The sequence below is a fragment of the Pseudomonas sp. 1D4 genome (assembly GCF_001728925.1).
Taxonomy (GTDB): domain Bacteria; phylum Pseudomonadota; class Gammaproteobacteria; order Pseudomonadales; family Pseudomonadaceae; genus Metapseudomonas; species Metapseudomonas otitidis.
The window spans coordinates 150,254-172,221 of record NZ_LXJQ01000003.1; the positions used below are offsets into that span (position 1 = coordinate 150,254).

Below are 21,968 nucleotides of genomic sequence, written 5' to 3' on the forward strand. Positions count from 1 at the left end.
CCGTTCCTGTGTTTAAAAGCTTCGCGAGCAGAGCTCGCTCCTACAGAACGGCGTGTTGCCCGTCGGGTTGCAGGGTGGATGGCGACCCGTGGCGTTCGCCGTGACCCGCATGGTGGACCGGTGAAGCGCGGTCCACCCTACGTCCTGACAAGGATCGCCTTTGCTATGATGAGCAGTCGCAAGCCCTATCGAGCTCGCGTCGCCAAGGCGGATTGACAGGGAATCTCCTACAGTCCGGCTGGACACGAGTAGCCCGGACTTCAGTCCGGGAAAAACGGCCACTCCATACGGTGCATGACGCGGATCACGCCTGTTCCCGCAAGCGCCGCCGGAAGGCCCCCGGCGTTTCCCCGCACACCTGCTTGAACAGCTTGGCGAAGGTCGCCCGGTCGCCGTAGCCCACCTGTGCCGCCACCTGTTCCAGGGAGCGGCCCGGGTGGCGCAGGGCGAGTTGGGCGGCGCCGATGCGCAGGCGTTGCACGTACTCGTTCGGGGTCAGCCCGGTCACCGTGCGGAAGCGCCGCAGCAGGGTGCGGGTCGAGCAGTGGGCTCGCACCGCCAGGCCCGGCAGGTCGATGGGCTCGGCGTAGTGGGCCTGCAGCCAGGCCAGCAAGGCGCCCAGTTGCGGGTCGTCCAGGCCGGCCTCGGGCACCAGTGGGGCGAAGCGGTTCTGGCCGCCACGCTCGCGCTCCACCACCAGCGCGCTGGCCACCCGCTGGGCCAGCCACTCGCCGGCGTGCCGGGCGATCAGGTGCAGGCACAGGTCCAGCCCGGCCTGGGCGCCGCCGGAGCAGAAGCGCTCGCCATCCTCGGTGTACAGCGCATCCGCCTCCAGCCGCACCCCGGGGAAGCGTTGGCGAAAGGCGCCGGCCAGGGCCCAGTGGGTGGTGGCACGCCGGCCCTCCAGCAGCCCGGCGGCACCGAGCAGGAAGGCGCCGCTGCACAGGCTGGCCACCTGCTGCCGGGCGGGCCGCTGTGCCAGCCAGCGCAGCAGCTCCGGGTTGGCGGTGATGGCGCGTTCCACCGCGCTGCCAGTGGCCGGTAGCATCACCAGGCGCGCGCCTTCGGCCAGGCCCAGGTCGCCATCCACGCGGATGCTGGCCATGCCCAGGTCCACCGGCTGGCCATCGCGGCTCACCCGCAGCACCTCGAACAGCGCTTCGCCCGCCAGGCCATTGGCCAGGCGGAAGGCGTCGTCTGCCATGGCCAGGCTGGAGCAGATCGTCTGTGGGCATACCAGCAGGGCGATTCGGATCATCACAAGGCTCGGCGGGTAGGGGAGGGTGGCGATTATTGCCACAAAGATGGCGATACAGCCAATCGCCGGCCAGCGGAAAGGCGTCGATACTCTCCTCACCCCACTTGCCGCGAGCCGCCCCATGAGCCACCCCAACGCCGCCCTCATCGAACGCTTCTACCGCGCATTCCAGGCCCTGGACGCCGAGACCATGGCCGCCTGCTACGCCGCCGACGTGCGCTTCGCCGACCCGGTGTTCACCGACCTGCGCGGCAGCGAGGCGGCGGACATGTGGCGCATGCTGACCCAGCGCGCCCAGGCCTTCTCCCTGACCTTCGACGGTGTCGAGGCCGATGACCACGAGGGCCGCGCGCGCTGGGTCGCCACCTACCTGTTCAGCCAGACCGGGCGCACCGTGGTCAACCGCATCGAGGCGCACTTCCGCTTCGAGAACGGCCTGATCGTCGAGCACCGCGACAGCTTCGACCTGTGGCGCTGGGCCCGCCAGGCCCTCGGCGCCAAGGGCCTGCTGCTGGGCTGGCTGCCGCCGGTGCAGGCGGCGATCCGCCGCCAGGCCGCCCACGGGCTGGCGGCCTGGCGCGCCAACCACTGAGCCGCCGGAGCCGGGGGGCGCGATGCCCCCCGGGCAACCTGCTAAGCTCGCCGGCGGATTGTTCACCGGTAACTCCTCCATGATCAGGCTCTACCAGTTCCCTGCCGGGTTCGATGTGCCCAACGTCAGCCCCTTCTGCCTCAAGCTGGAGACCTTCATGCGCCTGGCCGGCGTGCAGTACCAGGTGCGTGCGCTCCGCGACCCGCGCAAGGCCCCCAAGGGCAAGCTCCCCTACATCGACTTCGACGGCGAGCTGATCGCCGACAGCGCCATCATCCAGCGGGTGCTCACCGAACGCCTGCACCTGGAACTCGACCAGCACCTCGACGCCGAGGCTCGTGGCCGCGCGGTGGCCGTCGCCCGCCTGTGCGACGACCACCTCTATTGGCTGCTGGTGTACTTCCGCTGGCTGGAGCCGGAGGGCTGGCAGCAGACCCGTCAGGCCTTCTTCGGCCACCTCGGCCCGGCGCTGCTGACGCTGATCACCCCGCTGATCCAGCGCCGCGTCAGGGCCGACCTGAGCGCCCAGGGCTTCGCCCGCCACGAGCGGGAAGACCTGCTCACCTTCGCCCGGGAAGACCTGCAGGCCCTCACCGACCTGCTTGGCGACGCCCCGTTCTTTGGCGGCGACCGCCCCTGCAGCGCCGACGCCTCCGCCTACGGCGTGCTGGCCAACCTGGTGTTCTGCTCCCTGCAGACCCCGCTCAACCGCCTGACGCGGGAATACCCCGTGCTGGTGGACTACTGCCAGCGCCTGCGAGCCGTGGCCTGGGCATGAGTGCAGCGCCACCCCGGCCCTGGTTCGTCTACCTGGTGCGTGCGTTGAACGGTGCGTTGTACTGCGGCATCAGCGACCACCCGCTGCGCCGCTTCGAGCAGCACCAGAGCGGCAAGGGCGCGCGCTTCTTCCACTCCAGCCCGGCCCAGGCGCTGGTCTACGTCGAGGTCTGTGCCAGCAAGGGCGACGCGCTGCGCCGTGAGCGCGCCATCAAGGCCCTGAGCAAGCGCGCCAAGGAGGCGCTGGTGGCGGCCTGCATCAGCGAGGCTGATGGCCTGTCATGCCCGTTGGGCAATAGGCCGTAGCGCGCTGGCCGGTTAAGCTGCGGCTCCCACGCCACCCGATGGAGCGCGCCATGCACGAGCTGATCCTGCACCACTATCCCGCCTCGCCCTTCGCCGAAAAGGTCCGCCTGATGCTGGGCTTCAAGCAGTTGTCCTGGCGCTCGGTGCACATTCCCCGGGTGATGCCCAAGCCCGACCTGATGGCCCTGACCGGCGGCTACCGCAAGACGCCGGTGCTGCAGGTGGGTGCCGACATCTACTGCGACACCGCCCTGATCGCCCGTCGCCTGGAACAGGAGAAGGCCGTCCCGGCGCTGCTGCCCGATGCCCACGCCTTCAACATCGCCAGCTTCTGCCACTGGGTGGACGCGGTGATCTTCCAGCACGCCGTGGCCCTGGTGTTCCAGCCCGAATCGGCCGCCGTGCGCTTCGCCGGCCTGCCGCCGGAGGCGATCAAGGCCTTCATGGCCGACCGCGCCGCGCTGTTCAGCGGCGGCACCAGCAGCCGCCTGCCACTGGAGGTGGCCCGGCACAACTGGCCCACCTTCATGGCCCGGGTCCAGGCGCAACTGGCTGCCGGCGGCGATTTCCTGTTCGGCGAGCCGAGCATGGCCGACTTCTCCCTGGCCCACTGCCTGTGGTTCCTCAAGGGCACCCCGGTCACCGCCCCGCTGGTGGATGACTACCCGGAGGTCGCCGCCTGGCTGGGCCGCGTGCTCGGCTTCGGCCATGGCGCCTCCAGCCAACTGAGCGCCGCCGAAGCCATCGAAATCGCCCGCGCCGCCGAACCGGCCCCGCTGCCGGCCGAGCCCTTCAGCGACGCCAATGGCCTGGTAGCCGGCCAGGCGGTCAGCATCGCCGCCACCGACTACGGCGTCGACCCGGTGGAAGGCGAGCTGCTGTTCGTCGGCCTGGAAAGCCTCATCCTGCGCCGCGAGGACGACCGCGCCGGGGTGGTCCATGTGCACTTCCCGCGGGTCGGCTTCCATATCGAGGCGCGCTGACAACACCGAGCCTCCCGCGTCAGCGAACAACAAAAAGCCCGGCGATGTGCCGGGCTTTTTGTTGGGTCATTGAGTTTCTTCAGCGACTACTTTCCGGCGCTCTGTACCTTGAGCCCCTCTCTTATGGACAGAGGCGCTAGCCAAGTGCGCACACAGAAATGGTGCCAGGTTCGCGAAGATAGGGCGGCGAAAATGCCCCTTCAGGAGGCCGAGTGGAATCGTCGTGAAAGGGGTTGAGCGACATGGATGTCGCGAGAGCGCTGCCGGGCCAGGGATGGCCCGTCAGCGCGTGCCCCTGGAACAACGATGTAGCGAGGGGACCCGACGGAGTCGGGCCGTATGCAGGGGCAAGCCCTTTTGACCCCTTTTGGGGGCGACTGCCAAAAGGGGCTCGCCCGGGAGGGCGAAACCAAAGACTTCAGCAGAACTCGGAAACCAACCGGGCGTTACAACACCAGCACACAGCCTTATTGGCGCCTAGACCTAGTCCTTGCGGCGCTTGAGCTGATCCTTCAACTGGGTCGGCACCTGCCGGATGATCAGCATGTCGCGGCCCTCGTCGTACTCGATCTTCGAACCCAGCAGGTGGGCCTCGAAGCTGATGGACAGACCCTCGGCTCGGCCGGTGAAGCGCTGGAACTGGCTGAGGGTGCGCTTGTCCGGCGGGATCTCCGGGGACAGGCCGTAGTCCTTGTTGCGGATGTGCTCGAAGAACGCACGCGGGCGGTCCTCGTCGATCAGCCCGGACAGCTCTTCCAGGGTGATGGCCTCGCCCAGCTTGGCCTGGGTGGTGGCGTAGTCCACCAGGGTCTTGGTCTTCTCGCGGGCCTGTTCCTCGGCCAGGTCCTCCTGCTCGACGAAGTCGCTGAAGGCCTTGAGCAGGGTGCGGGTCTCGCCGGGGGCGTCGACGCCTTCCTGGCAGCCGATGAAGTCGCGGAAGTAGTCCGAGACCTTCTTGCCGTTCTTGCCCTTGATGAAGGAGATGTACTGCCTGGACTGCGCGTTGTTGCGCCACTCCGAGAGGTTGATGCGCGCCGCCAGGTGCAACTGGCCCAGGTCCAGGTGGCGGGCCGGGGCCAGCTCCAGGGACTCGGTCACCGTCACCCCTTCGCTGTGGTGCAGCAGGGCGATGGCCAGGTAGTCGGTCATGCCCTGCTGGTAGTGGGCGAACAGCACGTGGCCGCCGGTGGAGAGGTTGGACTCGTCCATCAGCTTCTGCAGGTGCTCCGCCGCCTGGCGGGTGAAGGGCGCGAACTCGCCGCCTTCCAGGTAGGCCTTCAGCCAGCCGCTGAAGGGGTAGGCGCCGGACTCCTCGTGGAAGAAGCCCCAGGCCTTGCCCTGCTTGGCGTTGTAGCTGTCGTTGAGGTCGGCCAGCAGGTTCTCGATGGCCTTGGACTCGGCCAGCTCGCTGTCGCGCGCGTGCAGGGTGGAGGCGCTGCCGTCGGGCTTCTTGTCGATGAGGTGGACGATGCAATGGCGAATCGGCATGGACATATCCGGGAACGGTGGACGGGGCGACCGCTGGGGTCGGCTGAGGGGCGGAAGTCTAACAGGCTCCCGGCGCAACGGCGCGGCGGGTGGTCGTTTCGCGGGAGGGGGTAACAAGGGGGCGGTAAACGAAAACGCCCGCACAGGCGGGCGTTCTCACTGGAGGGACGGGATCAATCGTCGCGGTTGCCGTCATTGTCCTGATCGGTATCGCTGCCGTTGAAGCGGACATCCCGGTAGCTGTCGTTATCCAGGTCGGTGTCGCTGCCGCCGAACTGCGCATCGCGGTAGCCGTCGTTGTCCTGGTCGTAATCGCTGCCACCGAACTCGGCATCACGGTAGCCATCGTTGTCCAGGTCGTAATCGCTGCCGCCGAACTGGGCATCGCGGTAGCCATCGTTGTCCAGGTCGTAATCGCTGCCACCGAACTGCGCATCGCGATAGCCATCGTTATCCAGGTCGTAGTCGATTGCCTGGGCCGTCACCGCCCCCAGCGCCACCACGGTCAAAAGCACGCCCACCACACGTTTGGTGAAGACACCCGCTTTTGTCGCCATCTCGTTTCTTCGCTCCTGAAGGAATCCGACGACTGCTACCCGGTTCACACCCCTGTGAACCGATGAGCCGTCGCGCAGTAGAACGCGGCTGCAGGCGCTGGTTCTGCCCGGGGCCGGGCATTATTCTTTTCCGCCTGTTTCGCGGATGAATCCGCTCTCACCTTGAGCGCGGCACCACCTCAGCGTGGCGGCCCCGCCTGACCAGGGATGGTTCCGATGACCGACATCGCCCTCGATCTACCCGCCCACCAGCGCGCCGAGCTGCTGCACGCCATCGAAGCGCTGGCCGACCGTGGCCTGTTCCTCCAGGCCCATGCCCTGGCCGGCCGCCTGGGGGACTACCGCCAATGGCGCGACCCCGCTGCCCTGGCCCTGGCCAGCCGCCTGGTCGGCCATATGGGCGCGCCGCGCCTGGCCGATGCCCTGGCCTGGCGCACCTACCGCCGCCACCCCGAATCCCCCGAGGCACGCCTGCGCCATGCGCGTTTCCTGCTCTCGCGTCGCGGGCAGTTCCGCGCCTGGCGCTTCGTCCAGGGGTTCGACGGCTGCCTGCCCGAGGCGCCCGAGCTGCGCGCCGAATGGCTGTCCTTCCTCGGTTACCTGCACGCGCTGCTGCGTGACTTCGACCGCAGCGCCGAATGCCACGCCGAAGCCGAGCGCCTGCTGCCCGGCGACCCGTGGTTGCCGGTGGAGCGCTCCTACAGCCTGGAGCAGGAGGACCGCTACGAAGAAGCCCTGGCCCTCTGCGAAGCCGTGCTCGCCGAACGCCCCGACTACCGCAGCGCCCAGCACCAGGCCGCACAGTTGGAACTGCAGCTCGGCCGCGAGGACGCCGCCCTGGCGCGCCTGCGGGCCGATTGCGCGCGCAGCGAGAGCGCCAGCCTGTGCGCCCAGCTCACCGACCTGCTGATCGAACGCGAGGCCCTCGACGAGGCCGAGCACTGGCTGGCCCATGGCGAACAGTTGGCGCCGCTGATGGAGAAGGGCATGCGCGGCTGGTACGCCGCCCGCCGTTGCGACATCGCCTGCCTGCGTGGCGACCTGGCCGCCGGGCATCGCCTGGCCCTGGAGTCGGAGTCGCCGTTCTACCGCAAGGTCGCCGAGCACCTCGCCGAGCCCCAGGGCCGGCGCTGCCTGCTGCCGGTGCGCTTCGTCCGCCAGCACCACATGACCTGCGTACCGGCCACCCTCACCGCGCTGTCCGGTTACTGGGGCCGCCCCGTCGGCCACCTCGAAGTCGCCGAGGAGATCTGCTACGACGGCACCTCCCACCAGGCCGAGCGCGCCTGGGGCGAGCGCAACGGCTGGCTGGCCCGCGAGTTCACCGTGGACTGGGCCACCAGCCGCGCCCTGATCGACCGCGGCATCCCCTTCACCCTGACCCTGCAGTACACCGGCAGCGGCCACCTGCAGGCCGTGGTGGGCTACGACGAACCCCGTGGCACCCTGCTGATCCGCGACCCCGGCCAGGCCCACTTCGGCGAATCCCTCGCCGTCGGCCTGCTGGAGAGCCAGCGCCCCTCCGGCCCGCGCGGCATGCTCCTGCTGCCCCCCGAGGAAGCCCACCGGCTGGACGGGCTGGAACTGCCCGAAAGCGACGTGTGGGATCACTACTACCGACTGGTCAGCGCCCTGGAAGTGCACGACCGCGAAGAGGCCGAGGCCGCCCTCCAGGCCCTGCGCCAAGCTGCCTCCGAGCACCGCCTGGCCTACCAGGGCCAGCGCGCCCTCGGCTGGTATGACGGCCGCGAGAGCCAGGTGCTGGAGGCCACCGAGGCGCTGCTGCAGCGCTTTCCCGAAGACGCCAACCTGATCCTCTCCAAGGCCACCTCGCTGTCCCAGCTGGAAAGCCGCGAAGTCCACCTCGACTGGCTCGCCCAGCACTGCCAGGAACGCTGGTGCGACCCCGTGCTGCTGGTGCGCTACACCAGCGTGCTCGGCGAGGACGGCCGCGACGCCCCCGAGGCCCGCCGCCTGCTGGCCCGCGTCCTGCGCCAGGCACCGACCAACGCCCTGGCCTGGAACGAACTGGCCAGCCAGCTGTGGAGCGCCGGTGAGCGCGAGGCGGCCTGCGACTACTACCGCATCGCCGCCTGCCTGCACGACACCAACGAAGGCTTCAGCGTCCAGTACTTCCGCGCCCTGCGCTTCCTCGGCCGGCAGGAGGAGGGCCTGGCCTTCCTGCGTCGCCGGCAGGCACGCCTGGGCAGCCTGGACGCCGGCCCCAGCCTGACCCTCGCCGAATGCCTGGAGGAGCTGGATTTCTCCCGCGAGTGCCGCGAGGTCCTGGAGCAGGCCGTCGAACAGCGCCCGCGCGACCCCGCGCTGCTGCTCAACCTGGCCGACTTCTACGGGCGCATCGGCGAACTGGAGCTGAACCAGGCCCTGCTCGAACGCGCCGAACCGGTCAGCCGGCGCGGCAACTGGCTGCGCGCCGCCGTGCTGCACAGCCAGCGCGCCGGCGGTGACCTCGAACAGGCCCTGGCCTGGTGCCGCGAAGCCGGCGAACTGGACCCGCTGAACATGCGCGTGCACCGCCTGCAGGTTGACCTGCTGCTGCAGAGCGCCGGCGAAGAGGCGGTGGACGCCTATGTCGAAGCCCTGGTGGCGCGCTTCCCTCATCACCGGGGCATCGCCGACCTGGCCGTGGAGCGGGCCAAGCGGCGCTCCCTGGAAGACACCGAGACCGCCCTGCTGCGCCTGCTGGCCAGCCACCCCGAGCACGCCTGGGCGATCCGCGAACTGGCCGTGACCCTGGCCCGCCTCGGGCGCGACGACGAAGCCCTGGAGACCTGCGAGCGGGCCATCCAGGTGGAGCACGGCGCCACCAGCGCCCAGTCCACCCTCGGCTTCGTGCACCTGCAGGCCGGCCGTCGCGAAGCCGCCCGCGAGGCCTTCCGCCTGGCGCTGGCCCGCAGCATCGACAACGACTACGCCCTGAGCATGCTGCTGGACAGTTGCGCCAGCCGCGAGGAACTGGACGAAGCCCTGGCCTACATCCACGCCCAACTGGTGCAGCAGGTGAACTTCGGCGACGGCTGGCTCACCTACGCCTACCAGGCCCGCGCCCTGCTGGACGATGCCGCGCTGCTGGAGCAGCTCCAGGCCGCCCTGGAGCGCCAGCCGGACACCTGGCAGTTGTGGGTGGTCACCGCCCGCCAACTGGCCTTCCTCGAACGCACCGACGAAGCCGACGCCCTGCTGGCCCGCGCCCAGGAACGCTTCAGCCAGATGCCGCGCCTGGGTCTGGAGCGCGCCCTGCTGCTGCGCGACCAGGGCCGCTACGCCGAGTGCCGCGAGACCCTGCGCGACAGCCTGCGGATCAACCCGCTGTGGACCCAGAGCGTGCGCCTCTACGTGGAGACCCTGGTGGAGGAGGGCACCGGCCTCGACGAGGCCGAAGCCATGCTGCGCGGCGTGCTCCAGCGCACCCCCGACAACACCGACCTGCGCGCCTGGCTCGGTTACGTGCTGGGCGAGCGTGGCGAGATGGCCGCCGGTGCCGACGAAGCCGAGCGCGTCCTGCTCGACGAGCCCGGCAACGGCTGGGCCTGGAACCAACTGCGCCGCTACAGCGCTGCGCTGGACCAGCCCGAGCGGCCCCTGGCCCTGGCCCGCAGCCTGGTGGAGCGGCGCGCCGGCGACAGCGACGCCTGGCTGGCCCTGGCCGAGCAGGAAAGCGCTGACGAAGCCCGCGAACAGGCCCTGCGCCGCGCCCTGCAGCTCAACCCCCGGCACCGGGGCGCCAACGACCTGCTGGCCCGCCTGCTGCTGGAAGGCGGCCGCCAGGACGAGCTGGATGCCTTGCTCCAGGCGCCCTGCTGGGGCGGCGCGCCACCTGTGGAACTGGCGCTTTACGGCCCCCGCGTGCGCCTGCGCAACGACGACCGCGAGGGCGCCCAGGCCGAACTCGACGCGCTGCTGCGGGTGCACCCGGATGCCTACGACGGCTGGCGCGAGCTGGCCGACCTGCACGACAACGGCGGCAACGCCCAGGCCTACCTGGCCGCCGCCGACCAGATGGTCCGCCTGGAACCGCGCAAGGCCGTCTCCCATGGCTTCCGTGGTCATGCCCTGCTGATGGCCGAACGCAAGGCCGACGCACTGCCGGCCTTCCTCAAGGCCTTCGAGCTGGACCGCGACTACAGCTTCGCCGGGCTGCATGCCTTCGACCTGCTGGCCGAGAACGGCCGGCACGCCGAGTCGGCCGACGTGGTGCGCCGCCTGCTGGCCGGCGAGGCCAGCCCCTCCGCGCTGGTGCGCGGCGTGCGGGCGGCCGGGATGGTCAACGACCGCGAACTCAAGCGCCAGGCCCTGGAGCGGGTCTGCACCACCGCCGCGGGGCTGGATGCCTGGCAAGGCGTCATCGAGGTGCTGGGCGTCCCAGTGGATGATCGGATCTGGAGCGACGTGCTCGAGCAGTTCGCCCCGAGCGGCGAGCTGCACCGCATCGCCTACCGCCACTGGTTCGCCATGGAGGATGCCCGCTGGATGCCCGGTTCCCTGTGGCGGGCCTTCCAGCGCGTGCTGCCCCAGGATGAACGTCACGCCGCCCGCCACGGCATGTTCGACCTGTTGGCCGAGCGCAAGAACGCTAGCGGGCTGCTCACGCGCACCCTGGAAGCGTGCGCCCCGGCCATCCGCGAGAACCCCGTGACCTGGGGCATGGCCAGCTACGCGCTGAGCAGCCAGGAGCGCTACTCGGCGATGCTCCACTGGATGGGCGACTGGCGCGAGCGCGACGACCTGCCCGCCTGGGCGCTGGACAACCTGTCCCTGGCGCTGCGTGCCCTCAAGCGCGATGCCGAGGCGGCGGAGGTGTCGCGCCTGTCCCTGCAGCGTGACCCCAACAACCACGACGCCATGGCCTGGCTGGTGGGCGACGCCGCCCTGGCCGGTGACCGTGAAGCGGTGACTGAGTGGCTGACCAGGCTGGAAGGGGCAGAGTTGAGAGCCTTCTACCTGTGCCTGAAGCGGCTGGCCGAAGGCACCGCCAAGGCCTGGGAACAGGGCGACGCCCGCGCCGCCCGAGCCCTTTTCGGGGAGGCCGGCGGGTACGCCCGTCATGTCGGCAGTCATCCCTTCTACCGGCGCCTGCGCCATGGCCTGGCACGGCGCCTGGCCTTCGGCCCGCTGACTCCGCGCTGGGCGGCACTGTGGCGTTGGTTGCAGTTGGCGTAGGTCGTTGAATCGGGCGTTGCGGGCCGGGGTAACCCGGCCCGCTTGCGTTCAGTCCCGCATGCCCGGTGCGTCGGCCTGGCGCTGGGCGCGCAGGGCCTTGAGGCGTTCGATGACGTAGCGCAGGTGCATGTGCAGGTCGTACAGCTCGTGGGTGTAGGAGAGCGGTACGTCGACCCGGCCCAGTTGTGCCTCCAGGGCATCCAGCCTGCGGATTTCCTCGTCCAGCGCTTCGGGGGCGGTGCCGCGTTCGAGCTTGCGGTCGATCTCCCGCAGGTGCTTGTACCAGCGGTAGATGCGCGCGCGGACGCGCCAGCGGTACACCGGGCCCACGGCCTTGAGCAGCGGGAACATCACCACCAGCAGCGGGATCAGCAGGATGATGTAGCGGTCCGCCAGGGAGGCGATGCGGAAGGGCAGGTAGCGCTGCAGGATCGGCAAGCCGTTGCGGTAGTAGTAGCTGGCCTCGTCCAGTGCGGCGAGGGTCATCGGCTGCTCCTTCGGGTAGGTGCCGGACGGGTCCAGCAGGCTGCCGTTCTGCATCACCTCGCGGGCGGCTTCGAGGATCAGCGGCGTCAGCGAAGGGTGGAAGCCTTCGCCGGCCACCAGGGTGGCCACCGGGCCGAGGGTGAGCATGTCCTGGCGGGGCACGTTGTTGGCCAGGTTGAGCAGCCCTTCGCCCACGTCCAGGCGGGTCAGGTAGGGCAGCCGCGCGCGGTAGGCGGCGCTGCGGCGGAAGCTCACCAGGTCCACCCCCGGGCTGGCGGCCAGGCGCTGCACCACGGCGTTCTCCGCCGGGCCGACGACGAAGGCCGCGTCCAGCCCGCCATTCAGCAACTGCTCGGCGGCGCGGCTGCCGCTGTAGGCCTGCCAACTGGCCGGGTAGGTATCCGTGGGGATGGCGTTGGCGGCGAACAGCGCATCGGCGATGGCGCGGGTGCCGCTGCCGGGCTTGCCGATCGCCACCCGCAGCTGCTGCAGGTCGGCCATGCTGTCGATGTCCACGTCGGCGCGGCGGAACAGCCACAGCGGCTCCTGATACATCACGCCGAGGCCGTGCAGGCGCTGGCGCACTTCCACGGGCAGGGTCAGTTCCTGGCCGCTCTGCACCAGGGCCATCTCCACCTCGCCCTTGCGCAGCTTCTCCAGGTTGTCCAGCGAGCCGTCGCTGGGCACCAGCTCCAGGTCGAAGCCCTGGCGCGCCAGTTCCTCCTTGAGGCGCTGGCCGAACACCGCGTAGCCACCATTGGCAGCGCCGGTGGCCAGGCGTGCGTGCATGGGCGGCGGCGGGGCGACGAAGTAGAACAGCGCGCCCACCAGCGCAGCCAGCACCGGCACCGTCCACAGGTTGGCCAGCAGCATGATCTTCAGGTCTTTCAACAGCCTCGGCATGGGGACTCCGTTGCGGGTATGACGGCTACAGGATAGTGCGTGCCGCTGCGCTGGGCAGCACGAGCCGCTTGCGGTGGTTGCCAGCGCCGGTGGCCGATGACAAGGTGGCCGCCTTCATCGTCTTCAGCGTGGTTTCCGATGCGCATCCTGCACACCTCCGACTGGCACCTGGGCCAGCATTTCATGGGCAAGACTCGCCAGGCCGAGCACCAGGCGTTCTGCCAGTGGCTGCTGGAGCAGGTGCGGGTGCATGAGGTGGACGCGGTGCTGGTGGCCGGCGATGTGTTCGACACTGGCGCGCCGCCCAGCTATGCCCGCGAGCAGTACTACCGCTTCATCGTCGACCTGCGCGCCAGCGGGGCGCGGCTGGTGGTGCTGGGGGGCAACCACGACTCGGTGGCGATGCTCGGCGAGAGCCGCGAGCTGCTGGCCCAGTTGGACACCTGGGTGGTGCCGGCGGTGGTGGCCGACCCGGACGAACAGGTGCGGGTGCTGCCCCGGCGCGATGGCCAGCCCGGTGCGGTGCTCTGCGCGGTGCCCTTCGTGCGGCCCCGTGACGTGCTGCTGAGCCAGGCCGGGCAGAGCGCCGAGGACAAGCAACTGGGGCTGCAGCAGGCCATCCAGGCCCACTACCAGGCGCTGTTCGAGCGTGCCCTGCAGTGCCGCGCCGCCTCGGGCGGTGACCTGCCGATCATCGCCACCGGCCACCTCACCACGGTGGGCGCCAGTGCCAGCGAGTCGGTGCGGGAAATCTACGTCGGCGCGCTGGAGGCTTTCCCCACCAGCGCCTTCCCGGCGGCCGACTACATCGCCCTGGGGCATATCCACCGGCCGCAGCAGGTCGGCGGCCTGGCGCACATCCGCTACAGCGGCTCGCCTATCCCCCTGGCCTTCGACGAGGCGCGCCAGCAGAAGGAGGTGCTGCTGGTGGAGCTGGACGGCAGCGGCCTGCGCGAGGTGCAGGCGCTCCCGGTGCCGTGCTTCCAGCCGCTGCTGAGCCTGCGCGGCAGCCTCGCCGAACTGCCTGAACGCCTGGCCGAGGCCGCCCGCGAGGGCACCCCGGAGCGCCCGGCCTGGCTGGAAGTGGTGGTGACCACGGACGACTACCTCAATGACCTCCAGGCCCGCCTGGCACAGTTGTGCGACGGGCTGTCGGTGGAGGTGCTGCGCATCCGCCGCGAACGCGGTGCCGCGCGCCCCGGCCTGCAGGGCGAGGCGCGGGAAACCCTCGACGAGCTGAGCGTGGAAGAGGTGTTCCAGCGTCGCCTGGGGCTGGAGGCCCTGGAAGAGGCCGAGGCCGCGCGGCTGACCGACCTCTACCGCCAGGTGCTGGAGCAGGTGCGCGACGACACGGCCTGAGCCGTCACGCCCCCAGCGCGTCGGCCAGGCGCCGCACCGCCCCTTCGATCTCGTGGTCGCTGAGGGCCGAATAGCCCAGCAGCCAGCCCTGGCGTTTCTCCGCCCCCAGGTACAACCGACTGAGCCCCGGCAGCAGCAGCCCGGCACGGGCGGCGAGCGCCTGGGTGCGCGCCTCCGTCCAGCCCTCGGCGAGCAGGCAGGGCAGTTGCAGGCCGCCTGGCGGGCGCAGGGTCTGGACCACGCTCGGCAGGTGGCGCTCCAGGGCATCCACCAGCACCCCCTGGCGCTGGGCGTAGAGCTTGCGCATGGCGCGCACGTGGGCGTTGTAGTGGCCGTCCTCCATGAAGCGCGCCAGGGTCAGTTGCAGCACCTGCGGGCTGTGGCCGTCGATGATGCTGCGGGCGTGGGTGAAGGCGGGCACCAGCGCCGGCGGCAGCACCATGTAGCCCAGGCGCAGGCCGGGGTACAGGGCCTTGCTGAGGGTGCCCAGGTAGAGGGTGCGCTGCTGGTCGTCCAGGCCCTGGACGCAGGCGGTGGGCAGGCCGTCGTAGTGGAACTCGCTGTCGTAGTCGTCCTCGATGATCCAGCCCCGGCGCTCGGCGGCCCAGCCGATCAGCTCCAGGCGCCGCTGCAGCGGCAGGGTGGCGCCGGTGGGGTACTGGTGCGACGGCGTCACGTACACGCAACTGGCGCCGCTGCGGTCGGCCCGCAGTGCCTCGGTGCTCAGGCCCTTGGCGTCCACCGGGACCGGCAACACCCGTGTCCCGGCGGCCTCGAAGGCGCGGCGGGCGCCGATGTAGCCCGGGTCTTCCAGCAGGATCGGGCGGCCCTCGTCCACCAGGAGTTGGGCACAGAGGAACAGGCCCTGGCGGGTGCTGCTCAGCACCAGCACCTGGTCCGGGCTGCAGCGGGCGCCGCGCTCCAGGTTCAGGTAGGTGGCGATGGCCGTGCGCAGCGCCTCGCAGCCTTGCGGGTCACCGTGCAGCAGGGCGGCCGGGTCCTTCTGGGCCTGGCGTTGCAGGCGCGTCCAGGTGGCGAGGGGAAAGGAGCGGGTCTCCGGCAGGCCGGTGGCGAAGGCACGCACCTGCCGGTGGTCCTGGATGCCGCCGCTGGCGAGGATGGCCTCGCCGCGACGGCTCAGCCCGCTGGTCGGGGTGGCGGTGGCGGCGGCAGGGCGGGTCGCCCGGCGCTGGGCGGGGGCGCCGCGCAGGCGCTGGCCGAGGCTGTCGGAGACGAAGCTCCCCGAGCCCTGCTGGCGGGCGATGTAGCCGTCGCGCTGGAGCTGCACATAGGCGTTCTCCACCGTGTCGCGGGCCACCCCAAGGGCAGTGGCCAGGCTGCGCGTGGCCGGCAGGCGCAGGCCGGGGGCCAGGGTGCCGTCGAGGATCAGCCCCTGCAGCGCCCGCTGGATGCGCTGGTGCAGGTCCAGGGGCTGCAGCTCGGCCTGGGCGATGCGCATCTTCAGGGTGTCCAGCTCGAAACGTGTCGCCATGGCGTGGCCTGTGGGTGGTCTGGCAGGAAGTCGGCGAGTGTACGGCTTTGGCAGGCCAATGGGGCAGGGCCGCTGCGCGGGTGCGGATGCGGGTCGGCACGGGCGCACGGGGATGACAGAATGCCGGCTTCCCGGATGAGCACGACCCCCGCATGAAAATCCTCAGCCTGCGCCTGAAGAACCTCAACTCGCTCAAGGGCGAGTGGAAGATCGACTTCACCGCCGAGCCCTTTGCCGGCAACGGCCTGTTCGCCATCACCGGCCCCACCGGTGCCGGCAAGACCACCCTGCTGGACGCCATCTGCCTGGCGCTCTACCACCGCACGCCGCGCATGAGCAGCGTCTCCGCCTCGGCCAACGAACTGATGACGCGGCACACCGCCGACTGCCTGGCCGAGGTGGAGTTCGAGGTGAAGGGCGTGGGCTACCGCGCCTTCTGGAGCCAGCGCCGGGCCCGCGACAAGGTGGACGGCGGGCTGCAGCCGCCCAAGGTGGAGCTGGCGCGCATCGCCGATGGGGAGATCCTCACCGACAAGATCAACGACAAGCTCAAGCAGACCGAAAGCCTCACCGGGCTCGATTTCGAGCGCTTCACCAAGTCCATGCTGCTGGCCCAGGGTGGGTTCGCCGCCTTCCTCGAAGCCAACGCCAACCAGCGCGCCGAGTTGCTGGAGGAGCTGACCGGCACCGAGGTATACGGGCTGATCTCCCAGCGGGTGTACGAGTCCACCCGCGAAGCCAAGGCGGCCCTGGAGCAGACCCGCGCCCGCGCCGAGGGTGTCGAACTGCTCGACGACGCGCAGCGCCAGGGCCTGCAGGACGAACTCGCCGCCCTCGACCCCCGCGAAGCTGCCCTCAGCCAGCAGCAGGACGCCCTGCAACGCCAGCGCCAATGGCGCGAGGCGGTGGCCAACGCCGAGGCCCGCCTGCACGCCGCCCAGGCCCAGGGCGAGACCGCCCGGCAGGCCCGGGACGCGGCCGAGCCGGAGCTGCAGCAACTGGCGGCCAGCGAGCCGGCCGAGCGCCTGCGCAGTGCCCACCGTGACTGGCAGCGTGCCGAGCAGGCCGCTGCCGAAGCCGTGGCGGCCCTGGCACAGGTGCGTGAACAGAAGGCCGAGGCCGCCCGCGAGGTGGCCGACGGCCTGTGGAGGGCGCGCGGCTACAGCCAGCAGCAGGCGACAGCCTTGGCTGCCCGATGCGAGGCCCTGGCCGAGCAGAGGCGGCAGGTGGAGGCGCAACTGGCGGCCAACCCGCAGCACGGCCTGCTGGGCGAGCGCCTCGGCGCCTGGCGCGAGCAGTTCGGTGCGCGCCGCAACCTGGCCCAGGCCATCGCCCAGTCGCTGGCCCGCCAGCAGCAGGACAAGCAGGACGCGGAGCGCGTGGCGCAGCGCATCGCCGGCCTCCAGGCCGCGCTGGCTGACAGCGACCAGCACCTGGAGCAGACCCGCACCGACGACGCGCAACGCCAGGCTGCCCTGGCCACCGTGCTGGCCGGTGAGTCCGAAGCCGCGTTGCGTGAGCGCTGGCAGCGCCTCAGCGACCAGGGCCACCAGCTCACCCGCTTGCAGCAGTTGGCGGACACTCGCACGCGCCTGGTGCGCCAACTGGCCGAGGCACAGGCCGGCATCGACGCCGACAGCCACGCCCAGGCGGAAAAGGCGGCGGCGCGGGATGCCCTGCGCCTGCAGTTCACCGACCTCAAGCAACAGATCCAGGACAAGGAAAAGCTGCTGGAACAGGAGCAGCGCATCCTCAAGCTGGAGGCCCACCGCGCTGCCCTGCAGCCGGGGGAGGCCTGCCCGCTGTGCGGCTCCTGCGAACACCCGGCCGTCGAGGCCTATGGCGCGCTGGACACCTCGGAGACCCAGCGTGCCCTGCAAGCCAAGCGCGCCGAGCAGGATCAGGTGCGCGAGCGCGGCGAGGCGCTGCGCGACGAACTGGCCGCCCTGGAGGCGCAACTGCGCCAGCGTCAGCAGGATGCCCAGCGCCTGCAGGATGAATTGCAACAGCTGCAGGCCCAGTGGCAGCAGCTATCCACGGCACTGGACCGGCCACCGGCCGATGCCCAGGCGGTGGAGGCGGCCCTGGCGCAGCAGCAGGCGGACCTGGCCGCCCTGCAGCGCAGCCTGGGTGAGCTGGACAGCCTCAAGCAGGCCCTGGAAAACGCCCGTACCCGGCATGTGCAGGCGCAGCGGCAGCAACAGGTGGCCGCCCAGAACCTCGCCCTGGCCGTGCAGGAGCAGGACGCCCTGCGCCGCCGCGAAGCGGAGAACACCGAGCACCTGGGCCAGCTCCAGGCGCAGCAGGTTCGCCAGGAAGCGGAGCTGCGTGCGGCCCTGGAAGCACTTGGCTACGCCCTGCCCGAGGATGGCGAAGGCTGGTTGAGCGAGCGCGAGGCCGAAGCCCGGATCTGGCGCGAGGCCCAGGCCCTGCAACAACGCCTGGAGCGGGATGAGCAGGCGCTGGGAGTGGAGCTGCAGGCGGCCGAAAGCGTCGCCAGCCGCTGGCAGCAGCGCTGGCGCGAACTCGGCCAGGCCGATGGCGAGCCCCTGGCCCCTGTGGACAACCCTGTCGCCGCCCTGGAGCAGGCCGAGCAGCGGCTGGCGCTGGCCCAGGAACGCAGCCAGGCCCTGGTCGGGCGCGAACACACCCTGGTCGAGCAAGGCGAGGCCGCCCGTGTTTCCCTCGACGCCCAGCGCAGCGCCTGGGAACAGGCCCTGGCCCACAGCCCCTTCGCCGACGAGGCGCAGTACCGGGCGGCCCTGCTGGACGAAGACACCCGCAACCGGTTGCTGGCCCTCCAGGCGCGCCTGGACAAGGCCGCCACCGAAGCCCGGGCCCTGGAAGTCTCGGCCCGGGAGGCCCTGGATGCGCTGCTGGTGGCGCCGCAAACCGAGCAGACCCTGGCCCAGCTCGACGAACAGTTGCAGGCCGTGCAGGCGGAGCGCCGTGGCCTGGCCCAGCGCCAGGGCGAGGTCCGTGGGCTGCTGGTCGCCGATGCCCAGCGTCGCGAAGGGCAGCAGGCGCTGTTCGCCGAGATCGAGCGGCAGACCGCCGCCTACGACCTCTGGCAGCGCCTCAACAGCCTCATCGGCGCCGCCGACGGCGCCAAGTACCGGCGCTTCGCCCAGGGCCTGACCCTGGATCACCTGGTGCACCTGGCCAACCGCCAACTGCAACGCCTGCACGGGCGCTACCAACTGGCACGCAAGGCCGAGGGCGAACTGGAACTGGAGGTGCTGGACACCTGGCAGGGCGACGTCGCCCGGGATTGCCGCACCCTCTCCGGCGGCGAGAGCTTCCTGGTCAGCCTCGCACTGGCCCTGGCGCTCTCCGACCTGGTCAGCCACAAGACCAGCATCGACTCGCTGTTCCTCGACGAAGGCTTCGGCACCCTCGACGGCGAGACCCTGGAAATCGCCCTCGACGCCCTGGATGCCCTCAACGCCAGCGGCAAGATGATCGGCGTCATCAGCCACGTCGAAGCCCTCAAGGAACGCATCCCCGTGCAACTCAAGGTGCACAAGGGCGTCGGCATGGGCTACAGCCGCCTGGAACAACGCTTCGCCGTGTAGCCGGGCGGGGTTGTCCGTAGGTGGGCTTCAGCCCACGCGGAGCTTTCATTGGTGGACTGAAGCCCACCCTACGGCTAGAGCAGGCCGTTGCGCGGAACGTTCGTGGCCGAGCCCTGTAGCCCGGGCTTCAGCCCGGGAGCATGTGCACCGGCTTTCCCGGACTGAAGTCCGGGCTACGGCGTCCCAGCCGTGTGTAGGGTGGACCGCGCTTTACCGGTCCACCGTCGATGTGGCCGGTAACGCCGCTGGTGGACGTGAAAAGTGACGTCCACCCTACGGGTGCCGCGCCAACCTGCATGCGTGGGGTGGGCTTCAGCCCACCGCTTGGCGCCTTGGTCTCAGCGGCGCACCAGCAGCACGCCGGATTCCATGTGGTGGGTGTAGGGGAACTGGTCGAACAGGGCGCAGCGCTCGATGCGGTGGGTGTCGTGCAACTGGGCGATGTTGGCGGCCAGGGTCTCCGGGTTGCAGGAGATATAAAGGATGCGTTCGAAGCGGCGGGTCAGCTCGCAGGTGTCCGGGTCCATGCCGGCGCGGGGCGGGTCGACGAACACGGTGCCGAAGTCGTAGCCCTTGAGGTCGATGCCGGCCAGGCGGCGGAAGGGCCGCACTTCGTTGAGGGCCTCGGTCAGCTCCTCGGCGGAAAGGCGCACCAGGGTCACGTTGTCCACGCCGTTGTCGGCGAGGTTGGCCAGGGCGGCGTTGACCGAGGTCTTGCTGATCTCGGTGGCCAGCACCTGGCGGGCGCGGGTGGCCAGGGGAAGGGTGAAGTTGCCGTTGCCGCAGTACAGCTCCAGCAGGTCGTCCTGGCGCTCGCCCATGGCCTCGAAGGCCCAGGCCAGCATCTTCTGGCACACCTCGCCGTTGGGCTGGGTGAAGGCGCCTTCGGGCTGGCGGTAGCGGAAGGCACGTCCGGCGACGGTCAGTTCCTCTTCCACGTAGTCACGGCCGATGACGATGCGCTTGCCCTTGGAGCGGCCCACCAGGCTCACGCCCAGTTCGGCGGCGAGCTTTTCGGCTTCGGCCTTCCAGGCATCGTCCAGGGGGCGGTGGTAGCAGAGGGTGATCAGCGCGTCGCCCGACAGGGTGGTGAGGAACTCCACCTGGAACAGCTTGAACGACAGCACCTGGCTCGCCTGCCAGCCGGCCTTCAGACGCGGCATCAGCTCGTTGATGCGGCGGCTGGCGATGGGGAAGTCCTCGATCAGCACCGGGGTGAACTTGTCGCCGGCCTCGAACATCGCATAGTGGCGGTTCTCGTTGCCGGTCTCGCGCCACAGGCGGAACTCGGCGCGCAGGCGGTAGTGCTCGCGGGGCGAGTCGAACACCGCCGGTTCCGGCGCATCGAAGGGCGCCAGCAGGGCCTTCAGGCGCGCAGCCTTGTCGGCGAGCTGGGCTGCGTAGCCGGCGGGATCGAACTGCGGGCGGCTCATCAGTGGAAGAACCCCATCTTGATCACGAACAGCACCGCGAGGATCACCAGCGCCGGGCTCAGCTCGTTGAAGCGGCCGGCCAGGGTCTTGACAGCGGCCCAGGCGATGAAGCCGAAGGCGATGCCGTCGGCGATGGAGTAGGTGAAGGGCATTGCCAGGGCGGTGATCAGCACCGGGGCGGCGGTGGTCAGGTCGTTCCAGTCGATCTCGGCCAGGCCCGCGGCCATCAGCACGGCGACGAAGAACAGTGCCGGCGCGGTGGCGAAGGCGGGCACGCTGCTGGCCAGCGGGGAGAGGAACAGCGCCAGCAGGAACAGCACGGCGACCACGATGGCGGTCAGGCCGGTGCGGCCGCCGGCGCTGACGCCGGCTGCGGATTCGATGTAGCTGGTGGTGGTGGAGGTGCCCAGCAGCGAGCCGCCCATGGCGGCGGTGGAGTCGGCAATCAGCGCGCGCCCCATCTTCGGCATGTGGCCGTCGGCGCGCATCAGGCCGGCCTTCTTGGCCACGGCGATGAGGGTGCCGGAGTTGTCGAAAACATCGACGAAGAGGAAGGCGAAGATCACGCTGACCAGGCCGATTTCCAGCGCGCCCTTGATGTCCAGTTGCAGGAAGGTGGGGGCCAGGGACGGCGGCATGGAGACGATGCCGCCGAACTTCGACACGCCCAGGGCGATGCCGGCGAGGGTGACGGCGAGGATGCCGATCAGCACCGCGCCGGTCACCTTGCGCGCCTCCAGGGCGACGATCAGGAAGAAGCCGAGAACGGCCAGCACCGGCTCGGGTTTGGCCAGGTCGCCCAGGGTCAGCATGGTCACCGGGTGGGACGCGACGATGCCGGCCTTCTGCAGGGCGATCAGCGCCAGGAACAGGCCGATGCCGGCGGCGATGGCCGAGCGCAGTTCCAGCGGGATGCTGTTGATGATCCATTCACGGATCTTGAAGATCGACAGCACGAAGAACATGCACGCCGAGATGAACACCGCGCCCAGGGCCACCTGCCAGGTGTGACCCATGTGCAGCACCACGGTGTAGGTGAAGAAGGCGTTCAGGCCCATGCCCGGCGCGAGGGCGATGGGGTAGTTGGCGATCAGGCCCATGACGGTGGAGCCGATGGCCGCCGCCAGGCAGGTGGCGACGAACACCGCGCCCTTGTCCATGCCGGTCTCGCCGAGGATGTCGGGGTTGACGAAGAGGATGTAGGCCATCGTCAGGAAGGTGGTCAGGCCCGCGAGGACCTCGGTGCGCACGTTGGTGCCGTGCGCCTTGAGTTGGAACAGTCTCTCCAGCATGTGTGCTCCCCGTGACGTCTGCGCGTCGTGTTGGCCCGGACTGCAAGCAGTCAAGCACAGCGCCTGCGGATGGGCGCCGTTTCTGTCTGCCCGGCAAAAAAGGCGCGCATCATATCAGCTCGCCCGGTGCCGGAGCAGGCCTTGGCGGACGGACTGCCGGTCATCTCCGGACCCGTGGGGCGCTGCCCTCGGTGCAGCCGATCGCGCTGGGCCGGGGTGGGGAGCAGCCACATTCACAAGTCGGTGACCAGCGGGGTGCTCACCCCGCTCATCGCAACTGCGGCCG

At 70.2% G+C, this 21,968-nt stretch carries 14 protein-coding genes; 7 read left to right on the forward strand and 7 right to left on the reverse strand.

Annotated features, from left to right (window positions below):
- Positions 1-304 precede the first annotated feature (304 nt).
- Complete coding sequence (locus tag A7D27_RS02840) at positions 305-1,258, reverse strand: GlxA family transcriptional regulator (protein WP_069564017.1); 954 nt, start codon at positions 1,256-1,258, stop codon at positions 305-307.
- A gap of 121 nt (positions 1,259-1,379) precedes the next feature.
- On the opposite strand from A7D27_RS02840, the gene A7D27_RS02845 reads away from it, so the two are divergent.
- From A7D27_RS02845 to A7D27_RS02860, 4 genes are all read left to right on the forward strand, one after another.
- Positions 1,380-1,850, forward strand: a complete 471-nt coding sequence (locus A7D27_RS02845; RefSeq protein ID WP_069564018.1) for a nuclear transport factor 2 family protein — start codon at positions 1,380-1,382, stop codon at positions 1,848-1,850.
- 79 nt (positions 1,851-1,929) lie between these two features.
- Positions 1,930-2,628 (forward strand): glutathione S-transferase family protein, encoded by a 699-nt coding sequence (locus A7D27_RS02850; RefSeq protein WP_069559364.1) that lies wholly within the window; start codon positions 1,930-1,932, stop codon positions 2,626-2,628.
- On the forward strand, positions 2,625-2,933 hold the full coding sequence (locus tag A7D27_RS02855) for a GIY-YIG nuclease family protein (RefSeq protein WP_069559363.1): 309 nt from the start codon (positions 2,625-2,627) through the stop codon (positions 2,931-2,933). The genes A7D27_RS02850 and A7D27_RS02855 overlap by 4 nt, the downstream gene beginning before the upstream one ends.
- Before the next feature lie 50 nt (positions 2,934-2,983).
- Positions 2,984-3,916 carry a glutathione S-transferase family protein gene (locus A7D27_RS02860; RefSeq protein ID WP_069564019.1) on the forward strand — a complete coding sequence of 311 codons (933 nt, stop codon included), beginning with the start codon at positions 2,984-2,986 and terminating at the stop codon, positions 3,914-3,916.
- A 483-nt stretch (positions 3,917-4,399) separates the two neighbouring features.
- Here A7D27_RS02860 and yejK read toward each other — a convergent pair whose 3' ends face one another.
- Positions 4,400-5,404 carry a nucleoid-associated protein YejK gene (gene yejK, locus A7D27_RS02865; RefSeq protein ID WP_069564020.1) on the reverse strand — a complete coding sequence of 335 codons (1,005 nt, stop codon included), beginning with the start codon at positions 5,402-5,404 and terminating at the stop codon, positions 4,400-4,402.
- Between the two features lie 173 nt (positions 5,405-5,577).
- Positions 5,578-5,961: a hypothetical protein gene (locus tag A7D27_RS02870; RefSeq protein ID WP_069559360.1), complete on the reverse strand. Its 384-nt coding sequence runs from the start codon at positions 5,959-5,961 to the stop codon at positions 5,578-5,580.
- A 216-nt stretch (positions 5,962-6,177) separates the two neighbouring features.
- Between A7D27_RS02870 and A7D27_RS02875 the strand changes: the two genes are divergently transcribed.
- Positions 6,178-11,142, forward strand: a complete 4,965-nt coding sequence (locus A7D27_RS02875) for a C39 family peptidase (RefSeq protein ID WP_069564021.1) — start codon at positions 6,178-6,180, stop codon at positions 11,140-11,142.
- A 48-nt stretch (positions 11,143-11,190) separates the two neighbouring features.
- On the opposite strand, the gene A7D27_RS02880 is transcribed toward A7D27_RS02875, so the two are convergent.
- On the reverse strand, positions 11,191-12,531 hold the full coding sequence (locus tag A7D27_RS02880; RefSeq protein ID WP_069564022.1) for a TAXI family TRAP transporter solute-binding subunit: 1,341 nt from the start codon (positions 12,529-12,531) through the stop codon (positions 11,191-11,193).
- Positions 12,532-12,669: 138 nt separating this feature from the next.
- Between A7D27_RS02880 and sbcD the strand changes: the two genes are divergently transcribed.
- Positions 12,670-13,890 (forward strand): exonuclease subunit SbcD, encoded by a 1,221-nt coding sequence (sbcD, locus tag A7D27_RS02885; RefSeq protein WP_069564023.1) that lies wholly within the window; start codon positions 12,670-12,672, stop codon positions 13,888-13,890.
- A gap of 4 nt (positions 13,891-13,894) precedes the next feature.
- On the opposite strand, the gene A7D27_RS02890 is transcribed toward sbcD, so the two are convergent.
- Complete coding sequence (locus tag A7D27_RS02890; RefSeq protein ID WP_069564024.1) at positions 13,895-15,382, reverse strand: PLP-dependent aminotransferase family protein; 1,488 nt, start codon at positions 15,380-15,382, stop codon at positions 13,895-13,897.
- A 152-nt stretch (positions 15,383-15,534) separates the two neighbouring features.
- Here A7D27_RS02890 and A7D27_RS02895 point away from each other — a divergent pair, with 152 nt between their 5' ends.
- A complete protein-coding gene (locus A7D27_RS02895) occupies positions 15,535-18,957 on the forward strand; it encodes an AAA family ATPase (protein ID WP_069564025.1) in 3,423 nt (1,140 codons plus the stop codon).
- Between the two features lie 338 nt (positions 18,958-19,295).
- Here A7D27_RS02895 and trmA read toward each other — a convergent pair whose 3' ends face one another.
- Positions 19,296-20,390, reverse strand: coding sequence for a tRNA (uridine(54)-C5)-methyltransferase TrmA (gene trmA, locus A7D27_RS02900; protein WP_069559916.1), 1,095 nt, complete (start codon positions 20,388-20,390; stop codon positions 19,296-19,298).
- Positions 20,390-21,682, reverse strand: coding sequence for an NCS2 family permease (locus A7D27_RS02905; protein ID WP_069559915.1), 1,293 nt, complete (start codon positions 21,680-21,682; stop codon positions 20,390-20,392). The genes trmA and A7D27_RS02905 overlap by 1 nt, the downstream gene beginning before the upstream one ends.
- Between the last annotated feature and the right edge of the window lie 286 nt (positions 21,683-21,968).